Origin of the sequence: Mesorhizobium sp. B2-3-4 (genome assembly GCF_006442315.1) — a bacterium.
Classification (GTDB): domain Bacteria; phylum Pseudomonadota; class Alphaproteobacteria; order Rhizobiales; family Rhizobiaceae; genus Mesorhizobium.
In genome coordinates, this window is record NZ_VFVY01000032.1 from 26,144 (window position 1) to 53,038 (window position 26,895).

At 63.1% G+C, this 26,895-nt stretch carries 28 protein-coding genes; 18 read left to right on the forward strand and 10 right to left on the reverse strand.

The window, feature by feature from the left end; genetic code table 11:
* Positions 1-44: 44 nt before the first annotated feature.
* Positions 45-1,388: an FAD/NAD(P)-binding protein gene (locus FJ967_RS31765; RefSeq protein WP_140736267.1), complete on the reverse strand. Its 1,344-nt coding sequence runs from the start codon at positions 1,386-1,388 to the stop codon at positions 45-47.
* Positions 1,389-1,419: 31 nt separating this feature from the next.
* On the reverse strand, positions 1,420-1,869 hold the full coding sequence (locus tag FJ967_RS31770) for an Rrf2 family transcriptional regulator (RefSeq protein WP_140736268.1): 450 nt from the start codon (positions 1,867-1,869) through the stop codon (positions 1,420-1,422).
* Positions 1,870-2,489: 620 nt separating this feature from the next.
* Here FJ967_RS31770 and tauA point away from each other — a divergent pair.
* The 4 genes from tauA to FJ967_RS31790 all read left to right on the forward strand — a co-directional run bounded on the left by tauA (position 2,490) and on the right by FJ967_RS31790 (position 5,468).
* Positions 2,490-3,503: a taurine ABC transporter substrate-binding protein gene (gene tauA, locus FJ967_RS31775; protein ID WP_140736269.1), complete on the forward strand. Its 1,014-nt coding sequence runs from the start codon at positions 2,490-2,492 to the stop codon at positions 3,501-3,503.
* A 126-nt stretch (positions 3,504-3,629) separates the two neighbouring features.
* Positions 3,630-4,403, forward strand: coding sequence for a taurine ABC transporter ATP-binding protein (locus tag FJ967_RS31780; RefSeq protein ID WP_140736270.1), 774 nt, complete (start codon positions 3,630-3,632; stop codon positions 4,401-4,403).
* Positions 4,400-5,260, forward strand: coding sequence for an ABC transporter permease subunit (locus tag FJ967_RS31785; protein WP_140736271.1), 861 nt, complete (start codon positions 4,400-4,402; stop codon positions 5,258-5,260). Before FJ967_RS31780 ends, FJ967_RS31785 begins: the two co-directional genes overlap by 4 nt.
* Positions 5,261-5,279: 19 nt before the next feature.
* The gene (locus tag FJ967_RS31790; RefSeq protein WP_140736272.1) at positions 5,280-5,468 is read left to right on the forward strand and encodes a hypothetical protein; all 189 of its coding nucleotides are present in this window, start codon (positions 5,280-5,282) and stop codon (positions 5,466-5,468) included.
* 95 nt (positions 5,469-5,563) lie between these two features.
* Here the strand turns inward: FJ967_RS31790 and FJ967_RS31795 are convergent, their stop codons facing one another.
* On the reverse strand, positions 5,564-5,749 hold the full coding sequence (locus FJ967_RS31795; protein ID WP_140736273.1) for a hypothetical protein: 186 nt from the start codon (positions 5,747-5,749) through the stop codon (positions 5,564-5,566).
* Between the two features lie 310 nt (positions 5,750-6,059).
* Between FJ967_RS31795 and FJ967_RS31800 the strand changes: the two genes are divergently transcribed.
* The 4 genes from FJ967_RS31800 to FJ967_RS31820 all read left to right on the forward strand — a co-directional run bounded on the left by FJ967_RS31800 (position 6,060) and on the right by FJ967_RS31820 (position 9,459).
* On the forward strand, positions 6,060-6,428 hold the full coding sequence (locus FJ967_RS31800) for a septal ring lytic transglycosylase RlpA family protein (protein WP_140736274.1): 369 nt from the start codon (positions 6,060-6,062) through the stop codon (positions 6,426-6,428).
* Between the two features lie 232 nt (positions 6,429-6,660).
* A complete protein-coding gene (locus FJ967_RS31805; protein ID WP_140736275.1) occupies positions 6,661-7,938 on the forward strand; it encodes a polyhydroxyalkanoate depolymerase in 1,278 nt (425 codons plus the stop codon).
* 281 nt (positions 7,939-8,219) lie between these two features.
* Positions 8,220-8,834: a transglutaminase-like cysteine peptidase gene (locus tag FJ967_RS31810; protein ID WP_140736276.1), complete on the forward strand. Its 615-nt coding sequence runs from the start codon at positions 8,220-8,222 to the stop codon at positions 8,832-8,834.
* Positions 8,835-9,213: 379 nt separating this feature from the next.
* Positions 9,214-9,459, forward strand: coding sequence for a hypothetical protein (locus FJ967_RS31820; protein WP_140736277.1), 246 nt, complete (start codon positions 9,214-9,216; stop codon positions 9,457-9,459).
* A 69-nt stretch (positions 9,460-9,528) separates the two neighbouring features.
* On the opposite strand, the gene FJ967_RS31825 is transcribed toward FJ967_RS31820, so the two are convergent.
* The 4 genes from FJ967_RS31825 to FJ967_RS31840 are packed head-to-tail and all read right to left on the reverse strand — an operon-like array spanning position 9,529 to position 12,250.
* Entirely contained in the window at positions 9,529-9,897 is a 369-nt protein-coding gene (locus tag FJ967_RS31825) for a helix-turn-helix transcriptional regulator (RefSeq protein ID WP_140736278.1), read from the reverse strand.
* Positions 9,894-10,424 carry a Smr/MutS family protein gene (locus FJ967_RS31830; RefSeq protein WP_140736279.1) on the reverse strand — a complete coding sequence of 177 codons (531 nt, stop codon included), beginning with the start codon at positions 10,422-10,424 and terminating at the stop codon, positions 9,894-9,896. The genes FJ967_RS31825 and FJ967_RS31830 overlap by 4 nt, the downstream gene beginning before the upstream one ends.
* Entirely contained in the window at positions 10,421-11,521 is a 1,101-nt protein-coding gene (locus FJ967_RS31835; RefSeq protein WP_140736280.1) for a murein transglycosylase A, read from the reverse strand. The genes FJ967_RS31830 and FJ967_RS31835 overlap by 4 nt, the downstream gene beginning before the upstream one ends.
* 21 nt (positions 11,522-11,542) lie before the next feature.
* Positions 11,543-12,250 carry a Tim44/TimA family putative adaptor protein gene (locus FJ967_RS31840; protein ID WP_140736281.1) on the reverse strand — a complete coding sequence of 236 codons (708 nt, stop codon included), beginning with the start codon at positions 12,248-12,250 and terminating at the stop codon, positions 11,543-11,545.
* 195 nt (positions 12,251-12,445) lie between these two features.
* Between FJ967_RS31840 and FJ967_RS31845 the strand changes: the two genes are divergently transcribed.
* The 3 genes from FJ967_RS31845 (at position 12,446) to FJ967_RS31860 (ending at position 15,909) form a co-directional block, all read left to right on the forward strand.
* The gene (locus FJ967_RS31845; protein WP_140736282.1) at positions 12,446-12,946 is read left to right on the forward strand and encodes an FxsA family protein; all 501 of its coding nucleotides are present in this window, start codon (positions 12,446-12,448) and stop codon (positions 12,944-12,946) included.
* Positions 12,947-13,182: 236 nt separating this feature from the next.
* Positions 13,183-13,689, forward strand: coding sequence for a protein-export chaperone SecB (gene secB / locus FJ967_RS31850; RefSeq protein WP_140736283.1), 507 nt, complete (start codon positions 13,183-13,185; stop codon positions 13,687-13,689).
* A gap of 579 nt (positions 13,690-14,268) precedes the next feature.
* Positions 14,269-15,909 (forward strand): ABC transporter substrate-binding protein, encoded by a 1,641-nt coding sequence (locus tag FJ967_RS31860; protein WP_140736284.1) that lies wholly within the window; start codon positions 14,269-14,271, stop codon positions 15,907-15,909.
* Between the two features lie 358 nt (positions 15,910-16,267).
* Here the strand turns inward: FJ967_RS31860 and FJ967_RS31865 are convergent, their stop codons facing one another.
* Positions 16,268-16,783, reverse strand: coding sequence for a hypothetical protein (locus tag FJ967_RS31865; RefSeq protein WP_140736285.1), 516 nt, complete (start codon positions 16,781-16,783; stop codon positions 16,268-16,270).
* A 565-nt stretch (positions 16,784-17,348) separates the two neighbouring features.
* Complete coding sequence (locus FJ967_RS33870; protein WP_246675461.1) at positions 17,349-17,582, reverse strand: hypothetical protein; 234 nt, start codon at positions 17,580-17,582, stop codon at positions 17,349-17,351.
* Between the two features lie 280 nt (positions 17,583-17,862).
* Here FJ967_RS33870 and FJ967_RS31875 point away from each other — a divergent pair, with 280 nt between their 5' ends.
* Both FJ967_RS31875 and FJ967_RS31880 read left to right on the forward strand, forming a co-directional pair.
* The gene (locus tag FJ967_RS31875; protein WP_140736286.1) at positions 17,863-20,145 is read left to right on the forward strand and encodes a DGQHR domain-containing protein; all 2,283 of its coding nucleotides are present in this window, start codon (positions 17,863-17,865) and stop codon (positions 20,143-20,145) included.
* Entirely contained in the window at positions 20,145-20,966 is an 822-nt protein-coding gene (locus tag FJ967_RS31880; protein ID WP_140736293.1) for a Dam family site-specific DNA-(adenine-N6)-methyltransferase, read from the forward strand. The genes FJ967_RS31875 and FJ967_RS31880 overlap by 1 nt, the downstream gene beginning before the upstream one ends.
* Positions 20,967-20,971: 5 nt before the next feature.
* Here the strand turns inward: FJ967_RS31880 and lepA are convergent, their stop codons facing one another.
* Complete coding sequence (gene lepA, locus FJ967_RS31885; protein WP_140736287.1) at positions 20,972-22,777, reverse strand: translation elongation factor 4; 1,806 nt, start codon at positions 22,775-22,777, stop codon at positions 20,972-20,974.
* Between the two features lie 209 nt (positions 22,778-22,986).
* Here lepA and FJ967_RS31890 point away from each other — a divergent pair, with 209 nt between their 5' ends.
* The 5 genes from FJ967_RS31890 (at position 22,987) to msrA (ending at position 26,764) form a co-directional block, all read left to right on the forward strand.
* Entirely contained in the window at positions 22,987-24,051 is a 1,065-nt protein-coding gene (locus FJ967_RS31890) for a TadE/TadG family type IV pilus assembly protein (RefSeq protein ID WP_140736288.1), read from the forward strand.
* Between the two features lie 105 nt (positions 24,052-24,156).
* Positions 24,157-24,528: an endonuclease domain-containing protein gene (locus FJ967_RS31895; protein ID WP_140736289.1), complete on the forward strand. Its 372-nt coding sequence runs from the start codon at positions 24,157-24,159 to the stop codon at positions 24,526-24,528.
* A gap of 305 nt (positions 24,529-24,833) precedes the next feature.
* Positions 24,834-25,535, forward strand: coding sequence for a DUF1223 domain-containing protein (locus FJ967_RS31900; RefSeq protein ID WP_181176215.1), 702 nt, complete (start codon positions 24,834-24,836; stop codon positions 25,533-25,535).
* 86 nt (positions 25,536-25,621) lie between these two features.
* On the forward strand, positions 25,622-25,879 hold the full coding sequence (locus FJ967_RS31905; protein WP_140736290.1) for a hypothetical protein: 258 nt from the start codon (positions 25,622-25,624) through the stop codon (positions 25,877-25,879).
* Positions 25,880-26,035: 156 nt separating this feature from the next.
* A complete protein-coding gene (gene msrA, locus FJ967_RS31910) occupies positions 26,036-26,764 on the forward strand; it encodes a peptide-methionine (S)-S-oxide reductase MsrA (RefSeq protein WP_140736291.1) in 729 nt (242 codons plus the stop codon).
* Positions 26,765-26,895: the final 131 nt, after the last annotated feature.

Here is a 26,895-nt window from a genome sequence, read left to right on the forward strand (position 1 = left end):
AGCGCGCCGCACTTGCCCTTGGCAATGGCGTCGAAACAACGAGCCTATCCCAGCAATTGCCTGCTCAGCCGCGCGCATTGCACGCGGATGTCGGGAATGGCGTCGATTTCGAAGAAGGTGCCGCGTGTCAGCGGGCCGACGGCCAGGATCTTTCGCGACACCGTGCCGTCGCTGGCGATGATCTCGCAATTGGCCGACACGTCGAGGCCGATGCGCATCGGATCGGGCCTTCCGAGCCCGCGATCGACCAGCGAGCGCACCACGCTGTTCGACGAGGTCGAGATGTCGCGCACGATGCCGGAGCAATCATAGATGCGGGCGACGTCGAAGGTCTCGACAAGCTGGCTGTGGCGCGACTGGACGTCGACGCTGAAGGTCTCGCCCTGGGCGATGCGGGTGACACGGCCGGCGACGAGCCGGATGCGGCCGGATTGCACGGCTTCGGTCACCCTGGCGTAGACTTCAGGCGCCATGCGGTGGCGGTGGATGTCCCACCAGGCCTTGGTGTGCTCGACAAAGCGGCGCTTGGCCGAGGCCGGCCAGTTCTGCCAGATCTTCTGGTTGAACGGGCGCAGGCCGTCGACCACGTCGCGCCAGTCGATGCCGGCCTTCTGGTTCTCGCGGATCAGCTCCCTGAACCAGCCGACGAAATAGGAGAGCTGGGTGCCGAGCGGGATATCGGCGACGTCGAGCTTGATCGGATTGCCCTTGCGGTGCGGCGAAGGCAGCAGGCCGCGCCGGGAGACGGCCGTGATGTCGCCCTTGTGGCCGCGCTGCTCCAGCGCCAGGAACGCATCGACCATGCTGAGGCCGGTGCCCAGCACCATGACGCTTGCGTCGGGATCGAGCGCCGTATCGGCTTCCGATCCCATCCGGACCGCATGGCCCTGCGCCGGCTGCTCGTCATGGCCGGTGGCCAGCACCGCCATATGCGCGACGACGCTGGTGCCGTTGGCGAGCGCGACCTCGACACCGGACGCGGTCGGCGAAATCGACAGGCTTTCCTCGCGGATCAGGCGCAACCGGCCGCTTTCGCGCTCGCGCGTCTCCAGGTCGTCGAGCAGCTCCTTGAGATAGCGCGCATAGACGCTGCGCGGCGCGTAGACCGGCGCCTGGTCCGCCTTCGCCAGCCCGCGTTCCAGCAGCCAGCGCCAGAAATTGCCGGGATCGTCGGCATAGGCGCTCATGCCGGCGGCGCTGACGTTCAGCACATGCGCCGACAGAAGCGTCGAATAGGCGATGCCCTGGCCGAAATGCGGGCGCTTTTCGATCAGCGTGACGCGCAGGTCCGGATTGGGCGATTTCAACAGATGCGCGGCCAGCACGACGCCGCTGGCGCCGCCGCCGACGATGATGATCGAGTTGACGGCGTTGGCGCGCGCGGTCATGCGGCGGCGCCTTTTACCGCGAATGCCGGCGTCAGGCCTGGACTTTCATCCCGACCGCGAGGTCGTCGAGACCAATGTCGCGCATCTCGGCGAGGCTGCGCTGGTCGAGCACCTCGGCGATCGCCTGCCGGACCTCGAGCATCAGATGTCTGACTTGGCATGTCGCCTCGTTGCAATCTTCACAGCGCTGATACTGGGTGCGGCTGGCGCAGGGGATCGGGGCCAGCGGCCCGTCGAGCACGCGCACGACATGGCCGACCTTGATGTCGTCGGCTGGCCGCGCCAGGCGGTAGCCGCCATCCTTGCCCTTGCGGCTCTGGACGAAGCCGGCATTGCGCAACTCGCCGAGGATGGCGTCGAGGAACTTCTTGGGAATGTTGTTGCCGGTTGCGATATCGCCAACGAAAGCCAGCTGTCCGGTCGGCATCCGCGCCAGATGGACGAGTGCCTTGAGGCCGTACTTGCCTTTTTTGGTGAGCATGAACCGAACGTTTCTCTGTCCTGCGATGGCCGGGCCATCCCTGCGAAACGCCTGGCGTGCCTCCCCGCCGCGCCGAAGCATCCACGACACATAAATTCTAGTGACATGATATACAAGCCAATTGCGGTTGATCTTGCTTGGTTTTCAGGCCGTTGCGGCGAATTTGGCCCGCCTTGTGACGCCCGCGACACAGAAACGGACCCGTCCCGCACGCAAGTTCGCGGGATGCCGGCAATCGCCGCGATAGGCTGGGTCTGGCCCGTCATCCTCGCCTCCAACTCCCTATGTCGATAAGATTACTATACTTAACCGTCTTCACCTGGAATCCGGTTTTAAATTCCGTGCCGGTCGCAGTATGGATTTGCTGGTTGCCCCCAGGAGCCGGAATTTCCTTCTGATCCGCAGGCCATGGCTTGGGCCTGGGCTGCAAGCCATGGCGAAGTCGGCGCGCCTTGCCTGCTCCTGAGCGACGCAGCCATCTCTTCCGTCCTGCCCGCCCGATACCGACTACTTTTTTCCAACAAGCCGGTGTTCCTTGGAAGGATTTAACTCTACAAGAATCATAGAATTAGCGGACCATCATGAGGCAATCCGGTTTTCCCTTTTTCAAGGAGCCTTTCATGTCCAGCATTTCGCGCCGCATCCTTCTCCTGTCGTCAGCCGCGCTTGCCGGCACCGCCTTCCTCGGCCCGGCCATGGCCGACGACCTCAAGATCACCATCGGCTACCAGACAGTGGTCGAGCCCTCCAAAGTGCCGCAGGCCGATGGCGCCTATGAAAAGGCCACCAAGGCCTCGATCGACTGGCGCAAGTTCGATTCCGGCGCCGATGTCATCGCCGCCGTCGCCTCCGGCTCGGTCGATATCGGCTATGTCGGTTCGAGCCCGCTGGCTGCCGCCGCCAGCCGTGAACTGCCGATCCAGACCATCTTCGTGGTTGGCCTGATCGGACCGTCGGAGGCGCTGGTCGCCCGCAATGGCGCCGGCATCGAGAAGGTCGTCGACCTTGCCGGCAAGAAGGTCGCCGTGCCCTTCGTCTCGACCACGCATTACAGCCTGCTTGCCGCGCTCAAGCATGAGAATGTCGATCCGAAATCGGTTCAGATTCTCAATCTGCGGCCGCCGGAAATAGCCGCCGCCTTCGCGCGCGGCGACATCGATGCGGCTTACGTGTGGGATCCGGCGCTCGGCCAGATCAAGACATCAGGCAAGGTGGTGCTGGATTCCTCGCAGGTCGCCGCCTGGGGCGCGCCGACCTTCGACGCCTGGATCGTGCGCACCGACTTTGCAGAGAAGAACCCGGAAACGGTGCGCGACTTCGTCAAGGTCACCGGCGCCGCCTATGCCGAGTACCTTGCCAAGCCCGACGCCTGGTCGGTGTCCTCACCGCAGGCCGAAAAGATCGCCAAGCTCACGGGCGCCAAGGTCGAAGAGGTTCCAGAACTGCTCAAAGGCTACGTCTTCCCGACGCTCGAAGAGCAGGCCTCGGACAAATTCCTCGGCGGCGGCACGGTCAAGGCGGTCGCGGCCGCATCCGCCTTCCTCAAGGAACAGGGCAAGGTCGACGCCGTGCTGCCGGACTATTCGAAATACGTGACATCGAAATACGTCACCGAGGCGCTGGCCTCGAACTGACGCCTCACACGCGCGGCTCTCCTTCCCTGACGCCGTGTGTTGCCTGTCCCGGAGCCGCTGACGAGGCGCGGTTCCGGGGCAGGCAAATCTCCTCCAGATGAAGTCTCCTCCAGATACGAGGGCCCCATGCCGCATCTCGTGCTCGACAAGATCTCCATCCACTATGACGGCCAGCCGGCACCCGCCGTCGAGCGGGTCTCGATCGCTGTCGACAGGAGCGATTTCGTCGTGCTTGTCGGCCGTTCCGGCTGCGGCAAGACCTCGCTGCTCAATGTCGCCGCCGGCCTGGTCGCGCCCGCGCGCGGCACGGCCTCGATCGACGGCCGGGAGATCACCGGGCCCGGCTCGGACCGCGCGGTGGTGTTCCAGAACGACGCCTTGTTTCCTTGGCTGACGGCGCGCGAGAACGTCGCCTTCGCGCTCAGGCTGCGCGGCGTCGCGCCATCCGAGCGGGCGCGCCGCGCCGACCGGTTGCTGGATTTGGTGAAACTCGGCGATGCCGGCGACAAGCGCGTCTGGGAGCTGTCGGGCGGCATGCGCCAGCGTGTCGGCCTGGCCCGGGCGCTTGCCGCCGAACCGCAATTCCTGCTGCTCGACGAACCGCTCGGCGCGCTCGACGCGCTGACGCGGGAGCGCATGCAGACCACCTTGCTCGACCTATGGACGGCAAGCCAGGCCGGCGTGCTGATGGTGACGCACGGCATCGAGGAGGCACTGGTGCTCGCCACCCGCATCGTCGTGCTGGCGCCCGGTCCCGGCCGCGTGGTGCGCAGCTTCGAGCCAGGTTTCTCCCGGCGCTACGCGGCGGGCGAGCCCATCCGCGCCATCAAGGCCGATCCGGCCTTCGCCGTGGCACGCGGCGACCTGACCGACGCGATCTTCGAGGGAGAGGCGGCATGACGATTTCCTCCTACACGGAACGAGCCGGCTCGAGGACGGACGAGACAGACGGCCTGTCGGTGCCGTGGTCGAGGCCACGGACGAAACGGGCTGGCGTTTCGGCGCGCATGGTCAGCGTCGCGACCATCCTGGCGGTGCTGGCGCTCTGGACGCTGTCGGCCCGCCTGCAGCTGGTGTCGCCGGTGTTCCTGCCCTCGCCGCTTGCGGTGTGGAACAAGTTCGTCGCAGTCGCGCAGAATGGCTTTGTCGACGCAACGCTTGCCCAGCACGCCGTCGCCAGCCTGGGCCGTGTCTTCGCCGCCCTTGCCGCGGCCATTCTCGTCGGCGTGCCGGTGGGGCTGGCCATCGGCATCAGCACCATCGGCCGCGGCATTTTCGATCCGCTGCTCGAATTCCTGCGGCCGATCCCGCCGCTCGCCTATCTGCCGCTGGTTGTCATCTGGTTCGGCATCGGCGAGCCGTCGAAGATTCTTGTCATCGCCATTGCCATGCTGGCGCCGGTCGCGCTGTCGACCGCGTCCGGCGTCCGCGGCGTCTCGCAGGAGCGTATCAACGCCGCCCGTTCGCTCGGCGCGACGCGCGCGCAAGTGATCCGCCATGTCATCCTGCCCAGCGCCCTGCCCTCGATCCTGACCGGCCTGCGCATCGCGCTCGGCGCCGGTTGGTCGACGCTGGTCGCGGCCGAACTGGTGGCGGCGACACGCGGCCTCGGCTTCATGATCCAGTCGGCGGCGCAGTTCCTCGTCACCGACGTGGTGGTGATGGGCATATTGGTGATCGCGGCCATCGCCTTCGTGCTCGAATTCATCATCCGCCGCATCGAGCGCCTGCTCGTCCCGTGGGCGGGCCGGGAATGACCGCAAGAGGAGAATGAAGATGACCCATTCCACCGCCGTGCTGTTTGCCCATGTCGGCTCCTGGCTGCTCGGCCTTGCCGCCGACGACAAGGCGGCAAGGGAGGACGGCCCGCGCTCGCCTGCGCCGGTCCAGCTGCGGCCCGGCCACGACCGGCTGCCGCCGCGCGACGAGAGTTTTTACTGGGCCTGGCAGTATTGGTCGCAGTGAAGGGAAGCCCGGCTTCGGGCCATCCCCGCATATCCGAAGGAAGAGGAAAGGAGCTAGGCCCGGCCTGAATCGCGACTTAGCCGATTGCCCGAAGCTCAACCGCCCTGCCGGTTCGCCCACACCAGGCCGGCCGCCCCCGCCAGCATGGCGGCAAGGCCGATATACAGCCATAGCGACTGGCCGGTCATGAAGCTGCCGCCGACCATGCCGATGCCTTGCAGCGACCACAGCGCACCGATGGCCAGCACAATCAAGGCCAGCAGATTTTTGATCAGTCTCATTGCCGGATCCCATCTTCGAAAGTCGATCGATTGCGGCGCTGTCAGTGTGATGAAAGAGCGCAAGGAAGTGGTCAGATCGTCCAGGCTTCTATTTGAAGATCAACGCCAGATCTTGTCACAAAAGTCCTTCATGCCGGTCAAAATAGAATCGAAAACTGGCTTCTGCACGTCGGAAAATCCCTGACAGACTGTTACCCGGTGACTCCAAACGTGTGGTCTCGCCATGGAACCGCCAGATCACTGCCGCATTTCCTGCCTTATTCTCGACCTAACGGCTGGGGTCTGTCAAAAACGGAGCCATCCCCCAAATATGAAGACCACGAAACAGACCGCGCTTGTCGCGGTAACGATCGCTGCTGGCCTGATGGTCGGCGCCTCCGCCACCTCGGCAACCGCCGCCGCCGCCCAGTGCGGCCGTGCTTCCTGGTACGCGCTGCATTCCAAGACCGCGTCCGGCGAGCGCATGAACCCCTCGGCGATGACCGCCGCCCACCGCACGCTGCCCTTCGGCACCAAGCTCAGGGTCACCAACAAGAACAACGGCCGTAGCGTCATCGTGCGCATCAACGATCGCGGCCCGTTCATCAAGGGCCGCGTGCTCGACCTTTCCAGGGGCGCCGCCAGCCAGCTCGGCTTCATCAGCTCAGGGCAGACCGCGATCTGCATGGCGCGCGTCTGATGCTTCCGGTGTCCGGCATGAGGGGCCGGACACATATCCTTCACATTTCGGCGGCGCACATTGAGCCGGCTGCCCCCCGGGAAGCGGCTGCTTCAAGGCTTTGGACGAAAGAACCATTGGTCACGCCACGTGACGTATTGCATCGCAGCAATTAGTTGTTAACCTCCCCGCGAGACATTTAGGCTCGGCGCTGCTCGTCGTCCCTTCGGTCGAGGCAGCAGCGGGGTTCTTGATGTTCTACCAGCTCTACGAAATGAACCACGCCGCCTTGCAGCCCGCGCGGCTGTATGCCGACGCGGTCCGGCTTTTCTACTCCAACCCGCTCAACCCGGTTTCGCATACGCCCTGGGGCCGCTCGATCGCGGCGGGCGCCGAACTGTTCGAGCGCACCACGCGCCGCTACGGCAAGCCGGCCTTCGGACTGACCAAGACCGTGGTCGACTGGAAGAGCGTCGCCGTCACGGAAAAGACCGTCTGGTCGAAGCCGTTCTGCAATCTCGTCCGCTTCGAGCGCGCCGTTCCCGCCGGGCGCAAACCCGATCCGAAGCTTTTGATCGTGGCGCCGATGTCGGGCCATTACGCCACGCTGCTGCGCGGCACGGTCGAGGCGATGCTGCCCTATGCCGATGTCCACATCACCGACTGGATCGACGCCCGCATGGTGCCGCTGGCCGATGGCAGCTTCGATCTCGACGACTATATCGACTATGTCATCGACATGCTGCACACGCTGGGTCCCGACACCCATGTGATGGCCGTGTGCCAGCCTTCCGTGCCGGTGCTGGCGGCTGTTTCGCTGATGGAAACGAAGGGCGACCCCTTCGTGCCCTCGACGATGACCTTGATGGGCGGGCCGATCGACACCCGCCGCAACCCGACCGCGGTCAATCTTCTGGCCAAGGAAAAGGGCATCGACTGGTTCCGCGACAATGTCGTGATGCGCGCGCCGTGGCCGGTGCCGGGCTTCGGCCGCGAGGTCTATCCCGGCTTCCTGCAGCTGTCCGGCTTCATGAGCATGAACCTCGACCGCCACATCATCGCCCACAAGGACTTCTTCATGAACCTTGTGAAGCATGACGGCGACAATGCCGAAAAGCACCGCGACTTCTATGACGAATATCTGGCGGTGATGGACCTGACGGCCGAGTTCTACCTGCAGACGGTCGACACGGTGTTCGTGCGCCATGCCTTGCCCAAGGGCGAGATGACGCATCGCGGCACCAGGATCGATCCGTCCGCCATCCGCAACGTCGCCCTGTTCACGGTCGAGGGCGAGAACGACGATATTTCGGGTCTTGGCCAGACCAGGGCGGCGCAGGATCTCTGCGTCAACATCCCCGCGGACAAGAAGGCGCATTACATGCAGCCGGCCGTCGGCCATTACGGCGTCTTCAACGGCTCGCGCTTCCGTTCCGAGATCGTGCCGCGCATCGTCGACTTCATCACCAGCTATGGCCGGCAGAACCGCGTCGCGGTGAAGCCGAGGCTGGTCCGCGCCGCCAAGCGCTAGGGCAATTCCAGGAAAAGTGTGTAACGGTTTTCCCGGGAGAAGCGCGTAGCGCTTCCCCTTGGGAATTGCCTAAAAACAAAGAGGGCGGCTCCACCGGCATCTGCCTGGAAAACGGCGCGGGCGGCTCGCGCCGGGGCATCGGCTGGCGGCACACGACCTGTTGCACAATAGACGCTATGGTTCCCCGCAGGTAACCATGCTGCAAATCAGCCCGTCGTCGTAATTGACACGGAGTGTAAATGGCCCTTAACGTTTTGTTAACAACAGGGCGAGCGGGGACAATGAATTCCTCAACCATGCGAAGGCTGCGCGTATGCGCGGCAGCCGGGCTGGCACTAACGGGAAGCTGGATGGCACCGGCCTGGGCGTCCGGCGCCATGGCGACCGGGGGGCTCACCTCGCAGCCGATCGGCCACTATGATTTCTGCAAGCAGCATCCCGGCGAATGCTCGATCCGTCCGGCCAGGCTCGCGCCGGCTGTCCTGACCGAAGGGCTGATGCGCAAGCTGGTCAACGTCACCTCCAGGGTCAATGCCGCGGTCAAGCCGATGAGCGACATGGATATCTATGGCAAGGACGAGGTCTGGGCCTATCCCGACAAGGGCGTCGGCGACTGCGAGGACTATGTGCTGGAAAAGCGGCGCCAGCTCTCGCGCATGGGCATCTCGCTCGCCGACCTCTTGATAACCGTGGTGCGCAAGCCCGACGGCGAAGGCCACGCGGTGCTCACCGTGCGCACCGACCGGGGCGATTACGTGCTCGACAATCTGACCGACAAGGTCAAGGCCTGGGACCAGACCGGCTACCGCTTCCTCAAGCGGCAGGCAATCGACAACACCGGCCGCTGGGTCTCGATCCGCGGCGGCCAGCAGGTCCTGGTCGGCTCGGTTCAGTAGCAGCGAGCGCCGCGGTTCGGGTCGCGGCGGCTCCGTGCCCGTCACAATGTGTTCGCTTAACTGCTGACAAGGGGCAGCGCCGCTCCTCATTGCCCTGCCGGGCATTTCTCTCCGTATAGGGACGGGGAGAAACACACCGTCATCTTTGCTTTCGCAAATCGTCAACGTTGCAAGACAGGCGGCGACGCCGCGGCCATTGCCTTCTCCCCGTTCACGGGGAGAAGGTGCCCGAAGGGCGGATGAGGGGCAGCGCCAACGTTGCGAATATCCTGCCACGCAACGCATGCCCTCAAATTTTCCACGCCTCTCCATGAACCATTTCCGTCCGCCCGGCGACACACAGCCGTGAACGACAGAAACCCAACCATGGAGACCTCAAATGACTTCTTTCCTGCGCAACACCCTTCTCGCCGTCGCCGCCGTGTCGAGCCTTGCCGGCACCGCCATGGCCGATGAGACCAAGAGCTGTGCCAAGACCAACCTCAACGATCTGTGGGCCGGCAATTGTTGCGGCGCCGCCGGCGCGTCGGACTGCCTGGGCGGTGGCAATGGCGGCAATGGCGGCCACGGCGACAATGGTGGCCGCGGCACCAATGGCAATGGCGGCGCCGCCGGCAAGCCCTGATCCCGCCACGGCTGCCCGCCGGTCGGCTCCGGCGGGCACCGTCCTGCGATGAAAACGCGCCTGTCGCGACTACGCCCGCCGGCCCAATGCCGCGCGGATCGAGGCGGTGATGCGGCGAAGTTCGGCTTCGTCCAGCCTCTCGATGGTTTCGGCCAGCAGATTGGCCAGTTCGGTCGCGGCCGGGGAAAGGCCCGACGTGTCGAGCCTGACGCGCGGATGCGAGGCTTCGGCCAGCAGCGCCAGCTCCTCGGCATCGTCCCAGATGATGTTGAAATAGCCGATGATCTTCTGGATCAGCGTCCAGGTCGGTGCGCCGCGCCTGCCATGTTCGAGCGCCGAGAGATAGGCCGCACTGACCCCGATCGCCGCCGCCATGTCCTTTTGGCTGACGCCGCGCTCGGCGCGCAGCGCCCGCAGCCGCTCGCCGAACGGCGTCACGAGCGCACCCGCCGCAGCCTGATATAGAGCGCGCCCGAGCCGCCATGGTTGCGGGCGGCATGGTCGTGGCTGGAGACCAGCGGCCGGAACGCCGGCGTCGACAGCCAGGCCGGCACGGCCCGCCGCAGGACGCCGTCGCCACCCGAGGACGATCCCTTGCCGGTGATCACCAGCACATAGCGGATGCCGCCGGCATGGGCCCGGTGCAGGAACGAGAACAGCAGCGAATAGGCCTCGTCCTGCGTCATGCCATGCAGGTCGACGCGGCCCTCGATCGGCAGCCGGCCTTTCTGCAATTTGTCCAGCGTCGGCTCGTCGAGCCGGTGCGTGACATGCTGGACCTTCGGCTTTGCCGTGCCGGGCGCGTTGGCGACGGGTTGGGGTGTTTGCGCCGCCGTCGGCCTGGGCTCGGCGGCCAGATCCGGAATGTCGACGACGGCGCGGCCCTTGAGCGGCCTGGCGGTGCGCGCCACCAGGTTCCACAGCACCCGGTCGTCCTCACTGAGCTTGTCCGGACGCTTGCTCACCTTGCGCCTCCGGCCAGCGCGCGCGGCACCAGCGCATAAAAATCGGCTGGATTGCGCACCACGCCGGCGATCTCGCCCGCGGCATCGCCCGAGCCGGCGAACAGGTCGCCCCGCGCCGGACCCGTTATCGCCGAGCCTGTATCCTGCGCGATCATCAGCCGCCGGAACGGTTTCTTGTCGAAGGCGGTGAGCGTCGGCGCGTCGATATGGAAGGGCGTGCCGAATGTGTGCAGCAGCCGGTCGACGGCCATCGAGCGGCCCGGCGTCAGCGGCACCTTGGCGGCGGCGATCGGTCCCAGTGCCGCGTCTTCCACGGCGGCCTCGCGGAAGAAGATGTAGGAGCGGTTCTGCCACAGGATCTCGTCGATCCGCTGCGGATGCGCCTTGAACCAGGCGCGGATCGACTGCATCGTCACCTCCGCGAGCGGGATTTCGCCTGTCTCGCTCAGCACCTTGCCCGGCCCGGTGAAGCGCTGGCCAGACTTGGCGGCGTAGGTGACGCGGCAGAGCCGGCCGTCGGTCATGGCAAGCCGCGCCGCGCCCTGCACATGGATGAAGAAGGCATCGACCTTGTCGGCCAGCCAGGCGATCTCCAATCCCTGGCCGCCGAGCGCGCCGCGCTCGATCGCGCCACGGTCGGGATATTCGGCAAGTCCGTCGCCCGTCCGGCGCGCGAATGCCAGATAGGGATCCATCCCTGCCGGCCGGTTGGTGTCGTCCACGTCGATGAGATCGGCCGGTCGCGCCAAAAGCGGCACGGCAAAATGCGCCGTCCGCACCGGCGAGGCCTCGACTTGCGGCTCGTAGAAACCGGTGACGAGGCCGGCGCCGGTCTCCGGCCGCACCAGCATGGGCACGAAATGGCGCTCGAAGAAGGCGCGGGCTTGCGAAGAACTGGCGGCGGGCGCTTCGCGCGCTTGCGCATGGGCACCGGCGAAGGCGGCGAAATCGACGCCCAGCGCACCGCTGCGATAGGGTTTTACCAGGACATGGAAGGCGGAACGGGCAAAGGCGGCGAACGCCGGCAGATGGTCGTCGTCGCTCCAGCCCGGCAGGTCGCCGAAGGACCTTTCAACAAGGAGAGGCGACAGCGACACCGGAGCCTGCCTTTGCCGGACTCAGTCTTCTTCTTCGGTGGCGACGAGCTTCCAGTTCGGATCGCGCGAGCGCGTGTCGCGCGCGAAGGTCCAGACGTCCTTGACCTCGGCCACCGTCTCGGGATCGCCGTCGATGACGGTTCCGGCCTTGTCGCGGGTCGCCGAGATCAGCTCGCTGATGATGCGCAGCGTCACATGCGCCTCGCCGCCCTTCATCTCGGCCGAGACGATGTCGGCCTTGTCGATGCCGACGAAGGAGGACTGGATCTTCTCCGACTTGGCCTCGCGCTCGCCGATCGCGGCGACGAAGCCGTCATAGACCTCGCGCGACAGAAGGTTCTTCAGCGTTTTGCGGTCGCCGTCGGCATAGGCCATGACGATCATCTCATAGGCCATCTTGGCGCCGTCGACGAAGCCCTTCGGATCGAAGGAGGCGTCATTGTCCTTGATGGCGCGCAGGCCCTTGTTGAGATCGGTGTCCGGCTTGGCGAAAGCGTCGATCGCCGTATAGGCATCGGCCGGCGCCGACTCGCCGGGCAGCCGCTTGCGCGGCAGCGAAACGACGTTCTCGGGCTTCTGCGTGGCGTCCTTGTCGGTGCGCGCCGCCGTATAGGGATCGAAGGGCGGCCGTTCGCTACCGGTCCGGCGGCCCAGCACGTTGCGCAGCTGGAAGAAGATCACCACCGCCGCGATCAGGAAGAAAATCGTGCCGAAGTCGAAGAAGCCCATATCTTCCGCCAATCAATCCCTGCCTCTAGGCCGGACCGCGCTGCCTGGAGCCCGCGGTCGCATAGCGTTCAACATTCAAAGCATATAGAACGCAAGGCGCAATCATTCAAATCAAAGGCAGGCATACCTATCTAGCAGTCTCAATGCCAGCGGCGATTGGTCGCCCGGGCAAAACATCGAACGATCGGTCAAGATTTGCGCATCTCGCTGCTTCCTCTTTTTCTTCTCGCGCTGCCGCTGCTGGAAATCGTCGGTTTTGTTATCGTCGGCCGTGAGGTCGGCGCCCTGGCCACGGTCGGCCTGGTCATCGCCTCCAGCCTCGCCGGCGTGCTCTTGCTGCGCCACCAGGGTTTTGGCGTCATGAGCCGCATCCGCGCCGAGATGGATGCCGGCCGCGACCCCAGCCGCGAGCTGGCGCACGGCGCCATGATCGTGGTCGCGGCGGTTCTCCTGATCATTCCGGGCTTCATCACGGACATTATCGGCCTGCTCCTGTTCCTGCCGCCCCTGCGCGACCTTGCCTGGAGCCGGCTCAAGGGCCGCATCGTCGTCGCCACCAGTTTCTCCACCGGCGGCTTCCGCGGCCGCTCGCGCGACAAGGTCATCGACCTCGAGGACGGCGACTATTCGCGCGAGGACGATTTCAAGCGCGGCCCGGACCACAATTCGCCGTGGCGGCGGCTGAAGGACGATTAGGTCGGCTCCTTTCCTCTCCCCCGATCGACGGGGGAGAGGAAGGGCGCCCTTCCGCAACGGTTGCGGAGGACGGGCAGCCAGCGCTGTCCCTGGGTCTTGATCTCTGCCCATAAAAGGTCGGAGCCATCGCCTCGGATCACAAGGCGGCAAACCTTGTCTTGTCATGTCGGCCATGCTAGCCAACGCCCGATTTCAATTCGGTCAGCAAAGCTGCCCAGGGGAAAAGGAAACGGCTCATGGCCAGCAATGATGACGCACCGACCGGCGCGGCCAACGGAAACGGCAACGCGGCGGCGCAGCCGTCGCTCAACGTGCTTGCCCAGTATGTGAAGGACCTGTCCTTCGAAAGCCCCGGCGCGCCGAACTCGCTGCGCGGCCGCGACAAGGCCCCCGGCATCGCCATCAACGTCAACGTCAACGCCAATCCGCTTTCCGACAAGCAGTTCGACGTCAACCTGACGCTGAACGCCAAAGCCTCCTTCGACCAGGAAGTGCTGTTCAATGTCGAGCTGGTCTATGGCGGCGTCTTCGCCATTTCGGGCTTCCCGCAGGAGCACATGCTGCCGATCCTGTTCATTGAATGCCCGCGCCTGCTCTTCCCCTTCGCCCGCCAGATCATCGCCGAGGCGACCCGCAATGGCGGCTTCCCGCCGCTGATGCTCGACCCGATCGACTTCGCCCAGATGTTCCAGCAGAAGATCGCCGAGGACCAGGCCGCGGCGTCGAAGACCCAGGTGAGCTGAGGCTCGGCTGAACGGATGTTTTGAAAAACCCGGCTTCGCGCCGGGTTTTTTGTTGCCTTGCTGACCCTTGGCAACGCTGACGGGGCCGCACCCATAGGCGCACCTTAACGGGTTCTGGTCGACCGAAATACAAGGGTCGAGCCATGGGTCGACCCCCACTCCGCCGAGCTTCGCTCGCCACCTCTCCCCCGATCGACGGGGGAGAGGAAGGGCGCGAGTTCGCCGACCTTGGCTCCCTTCCTCTCCCTCCGGAGGGGGGAGAGGCGCCGCGAAGCGGCGACGGAGTGGGGGAAGCCGCTGGTGAAACGCGAAGCCGCGGCCCAAGGGGCGTAAACAGGGGGCGGAAACTCGGCAGCCACCAGGGCTGGATTGCCCCACGGGCCACGGCCTCCCCTGCGGAGCACCGCACAACTCCTGCGGATTCCAGAACACTCCGTAACGTAACCCCGCCCTATCATTGCGCCCTCAGGCAAAGGCGTCCCGGCGGTCGCAGCCGCCCCCGCGTTGGCGATTCGTCGGGACGAGCCTGCTTTTGCGCGCGCCCTGCGCCAACAAGGGCCAACAAACAAGGGAACGACGATGAAATTCATGCTGACCGACCGCAAATTGCACCCGCGGGCCAAACCCGCCGCCGACGATTTCAAAACCGGCGCCATCAGCCGCCGCGAATATCTGGCGCTCATGGCTGGCCTCGGCGTCAGCGCCGCCGGCGCCTTGGCGCTCGGCGGGCTCAAGCCCACGCCCGCCCGCGCGGCCGAGCCGAAGAAGGGCGGCACGCTGCGCGTCGCCATGAACGTCAAGGGTTTCAAGGACCCGCGCACCTTCGACGGCGTCGAGATGTCCAATGTCGCGCGCCACTGCAACGAATATCTGGTTCGCTGGAACACCGACTTCTCCTTCGAGCCCTGGCTGCTCGAAAAATGGGAGATGAGCGACGACGCCAAAACCCTGACCCTGCATGTGCGCAAGGGCATCACCTGGTCGAACGGCGACGCCTTCAACGCCGAGGATGTCGTCCACAACCTCACCCGCTGGTGCGAGGCGGGCGTGGCCGGCAATTCGGTCGCCGCGCGCATGGGCGCGCTGGTCAATGCCGACACCAAGAAGGTGGTCGACGGCGGCATCGAGAAGGTCGACGACTACACCGTCAAGCTGAACCTGCCCAAACCGGACATTTCGCTGATCGCCGGCATGGCCGACTATCCGGCGCTCGTCATGCACCGCTCCTATGATGGCGACGGCGATCCCATGAAGGCGCTCGCCATCACCACAGGGCCCTGCGAACTGGTGAAATGGGACGCCGAGACGGGTGCGGAGGTGAAGCGCAAGGACAAGCCGTGGTGGAAGGGCGAGTTCCATCTGGATGGCATCCAGTGGATCGACTACGGCTCCGATCCCAACGCCATGCTGTCGGCCTTCGAATCCGGCGAGATCGATACCGACCACGAAACCACGGCCGACGCCGTCTCGCAGACCGAGAAGATGGGCCTGAAGAATTCCGAGATCGCCACCGGCTCCACCATCGTCGCCCGCTTCAATGTCGCCAACGCGCCCTATGACGACGTCAAGGTGCGCCTCGCCGCCCAGCTCGCCGTCGACAATTCGGCGGTACTGAAGCTCGGCATCGACGGCCGCGGCAAGTCAGCCGACAACCACCATGTCGGCCCCATGCACCCCGAATATGCCGATATCGGCCCGGCGAAGCGCGATGTCGAGGCGGCGAAGAAGCTGCTCGCCGAGGCCGGCAAATCAGACCATGAGTATGAGCTGATCTCGGTCGACATCGAATGGCAGAAGAGCACCGCCGATGCGATCGCCGCGCAGATCCGCGAGGCTGGCCTCAAGATCAAGCGCACCGTTCTGCCCGCCGCCACCTTCTGGAACGACTGGAGCAAGTTCCCCTATTCCTGTACCGAATGGCTCGGCCGCCCGCTCGGCGTCCAGGTGCTGGCGCTGGCGTATAAATCCGGCGCCGCCTGGAACGAAAGCGCCTACGCCAACAAGGAATTCGACGAGCTGCTCGACAAGGCGCTCGCCATGCCCGACGCCAAGGCCCGCAAGGAGATCATGGCCGGCATCGAGAAGAACCTGCGCGATTCCGGCATCATCATCCAACCCTACTGGCGCTCGGTCTACCGGACCTATCGCAAGGGCATCGAGGGCTGCGAACAGCACCAGGCGCTGGAGCAGCATTTCGAGAAGGTCTGGATTGAAAGCTGAGGCGCCGGCGCCTTTTGCCTTCTCCGGCAAGGGGAGAAGGTCGGCAGCGCCGAGCCTCGTCTTCACCCGCCGGCGCCGCCCCTCACTGTCCTGCCGGACGTTCGTCGCTCGAAAAGCCAAGCAGTTGGCTTTTCGTCCGCTGAAGCGAACCGCTCCTCAACCCCCCGTAAACGGGGCGAGAGAGGCTGGCCGCAACGCCGGCGCCCTTTTACAACGGTTGTGATTGGCGAAAGCAACGACCACAGCCCCCTCTCCCCGTCCCTATACGGGGAGAGGATGCCGGCAGGCAGGTGAGGGGCAGCGCCAACCCTTCAGATCGAAGCACGGTCCAAGCTTCAAGCACCCCGAGCCGCCGCCTCTACCGTCCTACCTTGACCCCAGGCGCCAGCCGCCGGATCGCCGCGATCATCTCGGCTTCCGAAATATCCAGCGACGACATCTCCATATGCACGGTGTGCCCGCCGCCCGGCAGCATCAGATTGAGCGCATTGGCGCCGGAATATTTGATCGCCTCCGGCAGCGGCCCGGTCAGCTCGAAATTCACCAGCGCCGGCCCGCCATGGTTGCCATGCACCAGCCCGGCGCTGCGCACCGTCTCCCACGGCACCAGCACATCGCCGGCGCGCTTGTCGCGAAACCCCTTGGCATCCAGCGTCACCTGAACCCCGCTGTCGAACCCACTGCCCGCCTTGTACAGCCCCCAGCCGAGGCAGCCGAGCGCGAAGACAATGAGCAGAAACACCGGCCCGCGCGTCATGTCGGACGAAATCGCCCGAAACGCCAGAACACCTGCAACCGCCGCGCCGACGAACGGCGCGATGATCGCGAATGTGTTGCTGGAGGCGCTGTTGCGGATTTCGACGGGGGCGGACATGGGCGGAGATTGAGACGGAATACGGATGAAGTGTCGAGAGGGAGCAGCATGGGTTGGCGGTGGGCTCGATGACGAATGCGTGATGGAGGACGATGCGACGGACTATTCTGTAGAAGTCAGCGCCGCCCCTCACTGTCCTGCCGGACATCTCTCCCCGTATAGTGACGGGGAGAGAGAAGCCGACGCAACGCCGGCGCTCTTCCTCAAACGTTGAAGATTGGCGAAAGCGGTGACAACAGCCCCTTCGCCCCGTTTACGGGGAGAAGATGCCGGCAGGCAGATGAGGGGCAGCGCCGACGCTCGTATTCCTGTCGCGGATATCGACGGGGCCGATCTAAACGTACCGCTACCGCCCGCTTCTCACTAACGTCCAGATGCACCCAACAAAAGTCAGCACCAGGAACGGATAGCCTGCCGCCGGCAGCGGCGCCGAGGTCGGCAGCAAGGGCGCGCCTCACAGGATCATGCAAGCCGCGACGACAAACAGCACGGTGGCCACCAGCGCGGTCAGCCGCATCCACAGCGCAAAGGTGCTTGGCGCGCTGACCATGACCAGCCCCGCCGCTCAGAGCGTGATGCCGCCGACATAGAAAGGCACTCTGGCCTGCAAGCCTGGCGCATTGCCGGCCAGCAGCAGGCTCTCGCCCGCCACGAAGGTGAGGAAGCCGGCTGCGACGAGGTCGTTGCTAAGCCGCTGGTATTTCATCGTCAGCAGCGCCGCCGCGACGAAGATTGCCATGCCGTCGATGGTCGACAGCGTTCGCGCAGCGCGTCGCTCGGAGCGAAAAGCGCCCGCCATGCCCAGCGCGCCGCCGATGGGAGAGGCCGACCGTGGCGAGGGTGTCAGACGTGAAGCGCATGTGAAAGTCCCCCCAAGCCCGGGAGAGAATACGCCGATAGGAGGAGATGGTGAAAGGTGCCGAGGTATTGCTAGAGGCGGTGCGGACTTCCGCTCGATAGCGCAGACGATAGTGAACAGATCGAAATAATGATCGCTCCAGAGCAGAAAAGTCTGCTTACTCCGCGATACGGATCATGTCGCAGTTGAAATCGCCGTAAATATCTTGAAAGTGCCACCCATGGGGGCGAATCAATCTGAAAAATTGAGCAACGCGAGCTTTGCCGCGACGCGCACTGAGCGAATCTCAGAATACAAGAGCAGACGACAGCCGTTCGATTACGAAAGGGTCGCCTCGACCTCAGTTGACGATTTCAAAGCGCAGGGATGGGAGTTCGACAAGGCTCTCAAAACGGGGATACGTCTACGGCGGCCAAAGTCCAGCGTCGAAATGTTGGAGAACAGATTTTGGTCGGTTCTTTATCTGCTTGGCTTTGAACAGCTCAACGTCGGACATGATTTTGTCGTTCCCATCGACGCCGACGGCGAGCGCATTTCTAAGAAAATAAGCGTGCTTGGGATCGATGAAGATACGATCGTCGTTGCCGAATGCCAGACAACAGAGAGCCTTCGACGGAAGAGCGCTTTTAGCTTGGTGGCTGATCTCGATGTGCACAAGCGCGCGATAGCCAATACACTCAGGAAGTTTCTGGGCGACTCCAACCGAAAAATAATCTGGTGCGTCGTGACGTCTCAGATACGTTGGTCGGAAGGAGATTTGACGAAAGCGAAGGAAAAACAAGTACATATCCTACGCGAGCAGGAGTTGCGATATTTTCAGGAAATCGCAAAGACACTCGGCCGAGCCGCGAAGCACCAATTTGTCGCTGAATTTCTAAGTGGCCAGAAAATTCCCGCGCTGGCCAATCGGCACGTTTCCGCTTCCCGCTTCAAGCTTGGCGGCCGAACCGCCTTCGCTTTTACCATACCTGCCAAGGAACTGCTTCGGCGCGCATTCGTCAATCACAGAGACCTTCGCGATCCTTCAGGAGCTCCATCATATCAGCGGCTAATCGACTCCAAGCGTATTAAGGCCATTGCCGCCTTTCTGTCTAAAGGCGGATATTTTGCGAACTCGATTATTGTGAGCTTCCACACCTCGGTCAGGTTCGACCAAGGAAGCCGCGATGACGAGTCAGACGTTCGGTTTGGCAAACTCTACTTGCCCGAATCCTACAAAACATGCTGGGTAATTGACGGTCAGCATCGCTTATATGGCGCTTCGCTAATGGAAGAAGGTATTGATCCGATCATACCCGTCGTTGCGTTTGAGAAGCTCCCAGCCACCGAAGAGGCAATTCTTTTCACGACAATCAACAAGGAACAGAAGCAAGTTCAGCCGCGGCTACTGGACGAACTGGATGGCGAGTTGAAATGGGACTCAGATGATCCGGAAGAATCCGCGAGAGGCATCGCAGCTCGCTCCCTTGATCAACTTCGACATGAGATCGCTGGTCCGTTTGAAGACCGCTTTGCTCCGCCCGGCGTTCCTGCGACTAAGAACCAAGTTCTAACGCTGCCACAGATCAAACTGGCCCTCCTGAAAAGCGGGCTCCTGGGGCGGCGCTCCAGTCGGGATGGCTCATATCTGCCTGGCGCCCTGAGCGGCGGAACTAAAAAATCAACGTTAGAAAATACGTCACAGTTTCTCAGCGCGTATTTCACAGCGGTCCGCGCGGCGAATGTCTCTCGATGGGAGGCCGGACCTCAACAGCTCCTCTGCTACAACCCTGCCATCCAGGCCCATCTTAGGCTATGTGGCGAAGTTGTGCGGCACCTGAGCCAACATTCCGAACTAGACCCTCACGAGAGTGATCCAGAAGTTCTTGTCGAAAGGATTGTCGGGTTCTGTAAGTCGCTCTTCGACTTCATATCGAGCAGCACCGATGAAGCCTTTAAAGATCGATTTTACGTTCCGTTTGGATCCGGCGGACCGGCGCGATATTTCTACAGGGCCGCCGAATTGGTAGCTCAAGCCAATCCCGATTTCGATCCGGATGGCTTGAAGGAATTTCTGGCAGGCACGAACAAGGATACTCGCGAGGAATGTAACCGCATGGTTTCGTGGATTACAGACGAGGTACACGGCTTTGTTGTTAGACGGCTACGAGATGAGCACGGGGATGATTTCTTCAACCTTGCAGTACGAAACAAAGAGATAAAAAAGAAGGCGTATGAAAAAAGCCTCGATGATCCAGGAGGTGCCAAGCCCTTAGAAACGTACCTGGATCTTATTGAGTTGAAGAAAATAGTAGAGACCGCTGAGAATTGGTCTTTGTTCAAGGACGCTCTGAGCTTTTCGCTACCCGACCAACCGAAGGGTTTGGCAAAATATCTTAAGTGGCTTGAGGATTTTAACGAAGTCCGGAAAATTTGGGCGCATCCGTACGGACGTTCCTACTCCGAGGACGACGTCGCACTGCTCGAATTTATCGAAAGCGAGCTGAGGAAGAGGCTGGCTTGATGCTTCTTCGTACGCCTAGTTCAATTATTTCTCCGCTCAAATGGGCGGGCGGGAAACGGTGGTTGGCTAACCGGCACCAGGATCTTTTCCCTAAGCAGTTCAACCGATACTTCGAACCCTTTTTGGGCGGCGCTTCGATTTTTCTTGGGCTGCGGCCAGTGAGCGCGGTGCTGTCAGATGCAAACGCGGAACTGATCGATATGTATAAGGCGATCCGAGATGATTGGTCGTCAGTGTCTGAGAAACTACGGTGGCACAGTGAGCGTCACAGTGAAACTCACTATTACGGACAGCGCAGCGCTCCTCCTATGGAGCGGTTCGAGCGGGCGGCATGGTTTTTGTATATGAATCGCGCTTGCTACAACGGACTTTACCGCGTCAATCAACGAGGTGAATTCAACGTACCAAAAGGGTCAAAGTCGGAAATTTTGCTAGACACCGACGACTTTGCCGAAGTCTCCTCCGCCATGGCGAAGGCCGATCTCATGGCTGACGATTTCGAAAGGATCGTTGACATGTCATCCAGTGGAGATTTTGTCTATATAGATCCGCCCTATACTGTTAAGCACAATAATAACGGATTCAATAAATATAATGAAAAGCTTTTTTCCTGGGCCGACCAAGAAAGACTCGCCAAATCAGTTGAACGAGCTAAGGCTAGAGGGGTAAAGCTGATTGTAAGTAACGCGAACCACCAAAGCCTCTTGGAGCTTTACGAGGGTTTCGGCGAAATCATCGAACTCACGCGGCATAGCACCATCGGTGGCCTGAAGGCCTCGCGTGCTGCAGTTACAGAGATTCTGGTTCGTATCGGGTTTTAACCCCCTCAATCCCCCATCTTCAGCGCCTGAATAAACGCCTCCTGCGGAATATCCACCTTGCCGAACTGGCGCATCCGCTTCTTGCCCTCTTTCTGCTTGTCGAGGAGCTTGCGCTTGCGCGAGACGTCGCCGCCGTAGCACTTGGCGGTCACGTCCTTGCGCAGCGCCGAGATGGTTTCCCGCGCGATGACCTTGCCGCCGATGGCGGCCTGGATCGGGATTTTGAAGAGGTGGTGCGGGATCAGTTCCTTGAGCTTCTCGCACATCTGCCGGCCGCGCTTCTCCGCCGCGGTGCGGTGAACCAGCATGGAGAGCGCGTCGACCGGCTCTTCATTGACGAGGATCGACATCTTCACCAGGTCGCCCTCGCGGTAGTCGGTGAGGTGATAGTCGAACGAGGCGTAGCCCTTGGAGATCGACTTCAGCCGGTCATAGAAGTCGAAGACGACTTCGTTGAGCGGCAGGTCGTAGGTCAGCATGGCGCGTTTGCCGACATAGGAGAGGTCGGCCTGGATGCCGCGCCGGTCCTGGCAGAGCTTCAGGATGCCGCCGAGATAGTCGTCGGGGGTCAGGATGGTGGCGCGGATCCATGGCTCCTCGATGGCCGAAATCTTCACCACGTCGGGCATGTCGGCCGGGTTGTGCAGTTCCTTCACCGAACCGTCATTGAGCAGCAGCCGGTAGACGACGCTGGGTGCTGTGGCGATGAGGTCGAGGTTGAACTCGCGCTCCAGCCGCTCCTGGATGATTTCGAGGTGCAAAAGGCCAAGGAAGCCGCAGCGATAGCCGAAGCCGAGTGCGGCGCTGGTTTCCATTTCATAAGAGAAAGAAGCGTCGTTGAGGCGCAGTTTGCCGACGGCGGCGCGCAGGTCCTCGAAATCGGCGGCGTCGACCGGGAACAGGCCGCAGAACACCACCGGCTGCGCCGGCTTGAAGCCGGGCAGGGCATGCGCGGTCTGGCGCCTGTCCTCGGTGATGGTGTCGCCGACGCGGGTGTCGGCCACTTCCTTGATCGAGCCGGTGAAGAAGCCGAACTCGCCGGGGCCGAGCTCGTCGACATTGATGCGGGCGGGCGTGAACACGCCGGTGCGCTCGACCAGGTATTTGGCGCCGGTGCCCATCATGCGGATGGTCTGGCCTTTTTTCAGCACACCGTCGATGATGCGCACCAAAACGATGACGCCGAGATAGGCGTCGTACCAGCTGTCGACCAGCATCGCCTTCAAGGGGGCCGACGCGTCGCCCTCGCGCGGCGGCGGCAATTGGTGGACGATTGCCTCCAGCACATCGGGAATGCCAAGGCCGGTCTTGGCCGAGATCAGCACGGCGCCGGAAGCGTCGATGCCGATCACCTCCTCGACCTGCTCGCGGATGCGCTCGGGCTCGGCGGCCGGCAGGTCGACCTTGTTCAGCACCACGACGATCTCGTGGTTGTTGTCGATCGCCTGGTAGACATTGGCCAGCGTCTGCGCCTCGACGCCCTGGCTGGCGTCGACCACCAGCAGCGAACCCTCGCAGGCGGCGAGCGAGCGCGACACTTCATAGGCGAAGTCGACATGTCCGGGCGTGTCGATGAGGTTGAGGATATAGTCCTCGCCATTCAAGGCGCGGTATCGCAGCCGCACCGTCTGCGCCTTGATGGTGATGCCGCGCTCGCGCTCGATATCCATGCTATCGAGCACCTGTTCCTTCATGTCGCGCGCCTCCAGCCCGCCGGTCAGCTGGATCAGGCGGTCGGCAAGGGTGGATTTGCCATGGTCGATATGGGCGACGATGGAGAAATTCCGGATGTGGTCGAGGGGCGTGCTCATGCCGCGCGCTTTAGCAGGGGCGGCAATCGGCGGCAAGGCTTGGCGCCCAAGGGCTGCCTTGCGGGTCACAAAGGGGTGACGGCGGCGAAAAAAATCGGGAAAACCCGGCCAAAGGCCAAGAATGCATAAACTTTGATCGTTCACATTAGACCTTGGTTTGCCGGCTGCGTGGTATTTGCACGCTCGCTAATGTCTGTTGGGGGTTGGAAATGTTCAGGGTTGTCCGCGGCTTTGCCCGCTCCCGCAGCGGGTCGATGATGCCGCTCTTCCTCGTCAGCCTGATGCCGCTGATCGCGGTCATCGGCATGTCGGTCGACTATACGAGCGCGGTCCAGACCAGATCCAACCAGCAACAGGCGCTGGATGCCGCGATCCTGGCGATCACCACAATGGACACCACGTCGACGCTGGCGCAGCGCCAGACGATGCTGCAGAATTCCTTCGACGCCAATGGCGGCCAGGGCACCGCGACGCTGACCAATTTCGTGGCCGGCACCACCACCACCGCCTCGACAGGGCAGGCCAAGGCCACCTTCGCCATGCCGACCCTTTTCATGCAGATCGCCAGGATCAACTCCGTGCCGATCGCTGTCGCCGCGGCGGTCAGCAAGCCGCCGGCGCTGGTGCAGGCCACCTTCAAGGTCACCGGCGTGTCGGGCTACTGGAACAAGACGATGACGCTCTACGGCACGCAATTCGGTGCCACCGTGGCCAAGCCGCTGATGACGATCGACTATACCTACGGCAACACCAAGGATCCCAAAGGCTACGGCACCACCAACGTCAACGTCCTCAGCACCGATTCATCGGGCAAGACCGTCACCACCCTGGTCCAGAAGCAGGTGTGCACGGTTGGCAACAACCCGCCGTCCGGTGTGTCGGTCAAGACCGATGCGAGCGGCACGAAATATTACTGTGTCGATACGATGTACCCTTCCAATGGCGCGGGTGCGGCGATCGACGTCAGCCAGATGGGCGGCCTCTATCTGCAGATGGACGTACCTTCGGGCAACCCGTCAAAGCTGCTCTCGAACGACCCGGCGACATCGAACCGGCTGTATAGCGGGCTGAGCGCGAACAACATAACCGAGACCGCCACCGGTCAGCCGGTCGATATCTTCAGCATCGTGCCTTGCGGCGCGACCAGCTATCAGGCCTGGGAAGACGGCGGCAACTCGGTTCCGGCGCCGGTCTCCAACGCCGACTTCTTCTACAACGTCACCGGCAAATGCGATTTCAACAAGCGGCCCTCGGACACCGCGCTGACGCAGTGAAGTAGCCTCTTCTTGCTTCTTGTGGGGCCAGAAGGGGAGAAGGAAGTGCGTTCCTGTCGCCGCGGGAGCTGTAGACGTACCGTGGCGTTCGACTAATCTGGCGCCATGCCACATCAACCTGTCGCTCCAGCCAAACGCAATTTCGCTCGCTCGCTTCGGCGTGGCATGACGGAGGCTGAAGGAAGGCTCTGGCAAGAATTGCGCGACCGCAGACTCGACGGAATAAAGTTTCGGCGCCAGGTGCCGTTCGGCAGATTCATAGCGGATTTCGTTTGTATCGAAGCCGGCCTGATCATCGAGGTCGACGGCAGCCAGCATGCGGACTCCGATTCGGATCGTAGCCGTGACGCCGAATTGAAGGTGAGAGGCTTTCGTGTTTTGCGCCTCTGGAATGACGACGTCCTGAGAGACATGAACGCTGTCTGCGACACGATCATAGCCTATGTGCGGGACATCAGCCTCCAGCCCTGGCGATAGCCGCGCTTCTTCCTTCTCCCCTTGTGGGAGAAGGTGGATCGGCGCGCAGCGCCGAGACGGATGAGGGGTGTTCCAGCGGAGTGAGGCGTTGGCGATCCTGCTGCATTGCCTGGGGCTGTCGCGCTGAACAAGTCGTTCCGCCAAGCTGGAACACCCCTCATCCGACCTCGCTTCGCGAGGCCACCTTCTCCCACAAGGGGAGAAGGGAAAGAGGCGCCGCGATCACGAACCGGTGAGCGCTGTAACGAAGCCATCCCCCGTAGCGAAATGGGTGCATGACCCGCCGCAAAGGAGGATTTCTTCTCATGGTCGTATCCCAGGCAAAAACGTCGCTCGCCGCGATGCTTGCCGCGCTGGCGCTAGCCGCCTCGCTCGGCGCTGCCGCCGCCCAGCCGCTGACCGTGGTCGAGCTGTTCACCAGCCAGGGCTGCTCGTCCTGCCCGCCGGCCAACGCCAATCTCATCAAGGTCAAGGACCAGCCCGGTGTGCTGGCGCTGTCTTTCAACGTCACCTACTGGGATTATCTCGGCTGGAAGGACACGTTCGGCCGCCAGGAATTCACCCGGCGCCAGGTTTCCTACGAGCCGCCGCTCGGCCATGACGGGCCGTTCACGCCGCAAGTGGTGGTCAACGGCCATGCCGATGTCGTCGGCGCGGCACCGGGCGAGATCGAGCATCTGATTTCCGCGACCGGCAAGACCGGCGGTCCGTCATTGTCGCTTGCGGGCGGCAAGGTCGCGATCGGCGCCGGCGCGGCACCCGGCGGCAAGGCCGATGTCTGGCTGGTGCGTTATACCAAGGGTGTCGTCGAGGTGCCGGTGGCGCGCGGCGAAAACACCGGCCGCACGCTGCCGCATGCCAATGTCGTGCACGCGCTGACAAAACTCGGCAGCTGGACCGGCGACGCCACGGCCTATGCGCTGCCCGCCGCGCCCGGTGGCTTGAGCACCGCCGTGCTGGTGCAATCGCCGGGCGGCGGACCGATCCTGGCCGCCGCGACCAACTGATTTTCTTCCCCTCGCGCGGGGCCGCATTTGAGCGGCAACGCATCACCCGGCCCGCCTGCGCGCGCCAAAACCCAAGGAGACTCACTATGACCAAGTACCTGACCCTGCCGGCGCTCGCCTTCGCGCTTTCGGCCGCCGTTTTCGTCGCCGGCGCCCGCGCCGATGACACGACGAACGCCATGAAGCCCGCCAATGCGATGGCGACCGACGCCATGAAGCCGGCGACGGATGCGATGAAGCCGGCCGATGCCATGAAGCCCGCGACCGACGCGATGAAGCCGGCCGACCCGATGGCCACCAATGCGATGAAGCCTGCCGCTGATGCGATGAAGCCGGCGCAGTAAGACAAGCTGCCCCTCACCCAGCCTCCGCTTCGCTCGCCATAGGGAGAAGGTGGCCGCGAAGCGGCCGGATGAGGGGGAGCCCCCGCCGCACGGCAAATTGAGAACTGCTTCCCGGCTTGCATCGTATATATTGCAACAACAACAGGAGATCAGAACATGACCGGTATCGAAAAGACACGGCCGTTCTTTGCCCGCGGCGCGCTGGCCGTGCTCGGTTTCGCGGCGCTGGCGGCGGCAGCCCTCTGGCAGACCCCGGCGCGCTCGGCCGAGGACGCGGTGAAAATCCCGCCGCCGGCGATGGACGAAAAGGCCGCCGCCGGCAGCGAGAAGGCGATCTTCGCCGGCGGCTGTTTCTGGGGCGTGCAGGGCGTGTTCCAGCACGTCAAGGGCGTCAGCAAGGCGGTTTCCGGCTACACCGGCGGCGCCAAGGACGACGCCGTCTACGAGACGGTCGGCACCGGCCGCACCGGCCACGCCGAATCCGTCGAGATCACCTATGATCCGTCCAAGGTGACCTACGGCCAGCTGCTGCAGGTCTATTTCTCGGTCGCCCACAACCCGACCCAGCTCAATTACCAGGGACCGGACTCCGGCACCCAGTACCGTTCGACGGTCTTCGCCGAAAACGATGCGCAAAAAGAGATCGCGCAGAGCTACATCGCCCAGCTCGACAAGGCCAAGCTGTTCGGCGCGCCGATCGTCACCACGATCGAGACCGGCAAGACCTTCTATCCGGCCGAGAACTACCACCAGGACTTCCTGACGCTGAACCCGACCTATCCCTACATCGTCTACAACGACCTGCCCAAGGTGGCGAATTTGAAGGCGCTGTTCCCGGCGCTCTACAGCGAGAAGCCGGTGCTGGTTCTGGCGGCGAGCAATTAAAAGAGGATTTGGGACGATTGTGGTGGGTGGCGACGCCCTCCCACCCTTCGTCATCCTAGAGCGTTTCATGTTTTGACGGAAACGTAACCAGCGTTTTCGAAATAGTTCCTGCATTCGGCTGCCTCGATGGT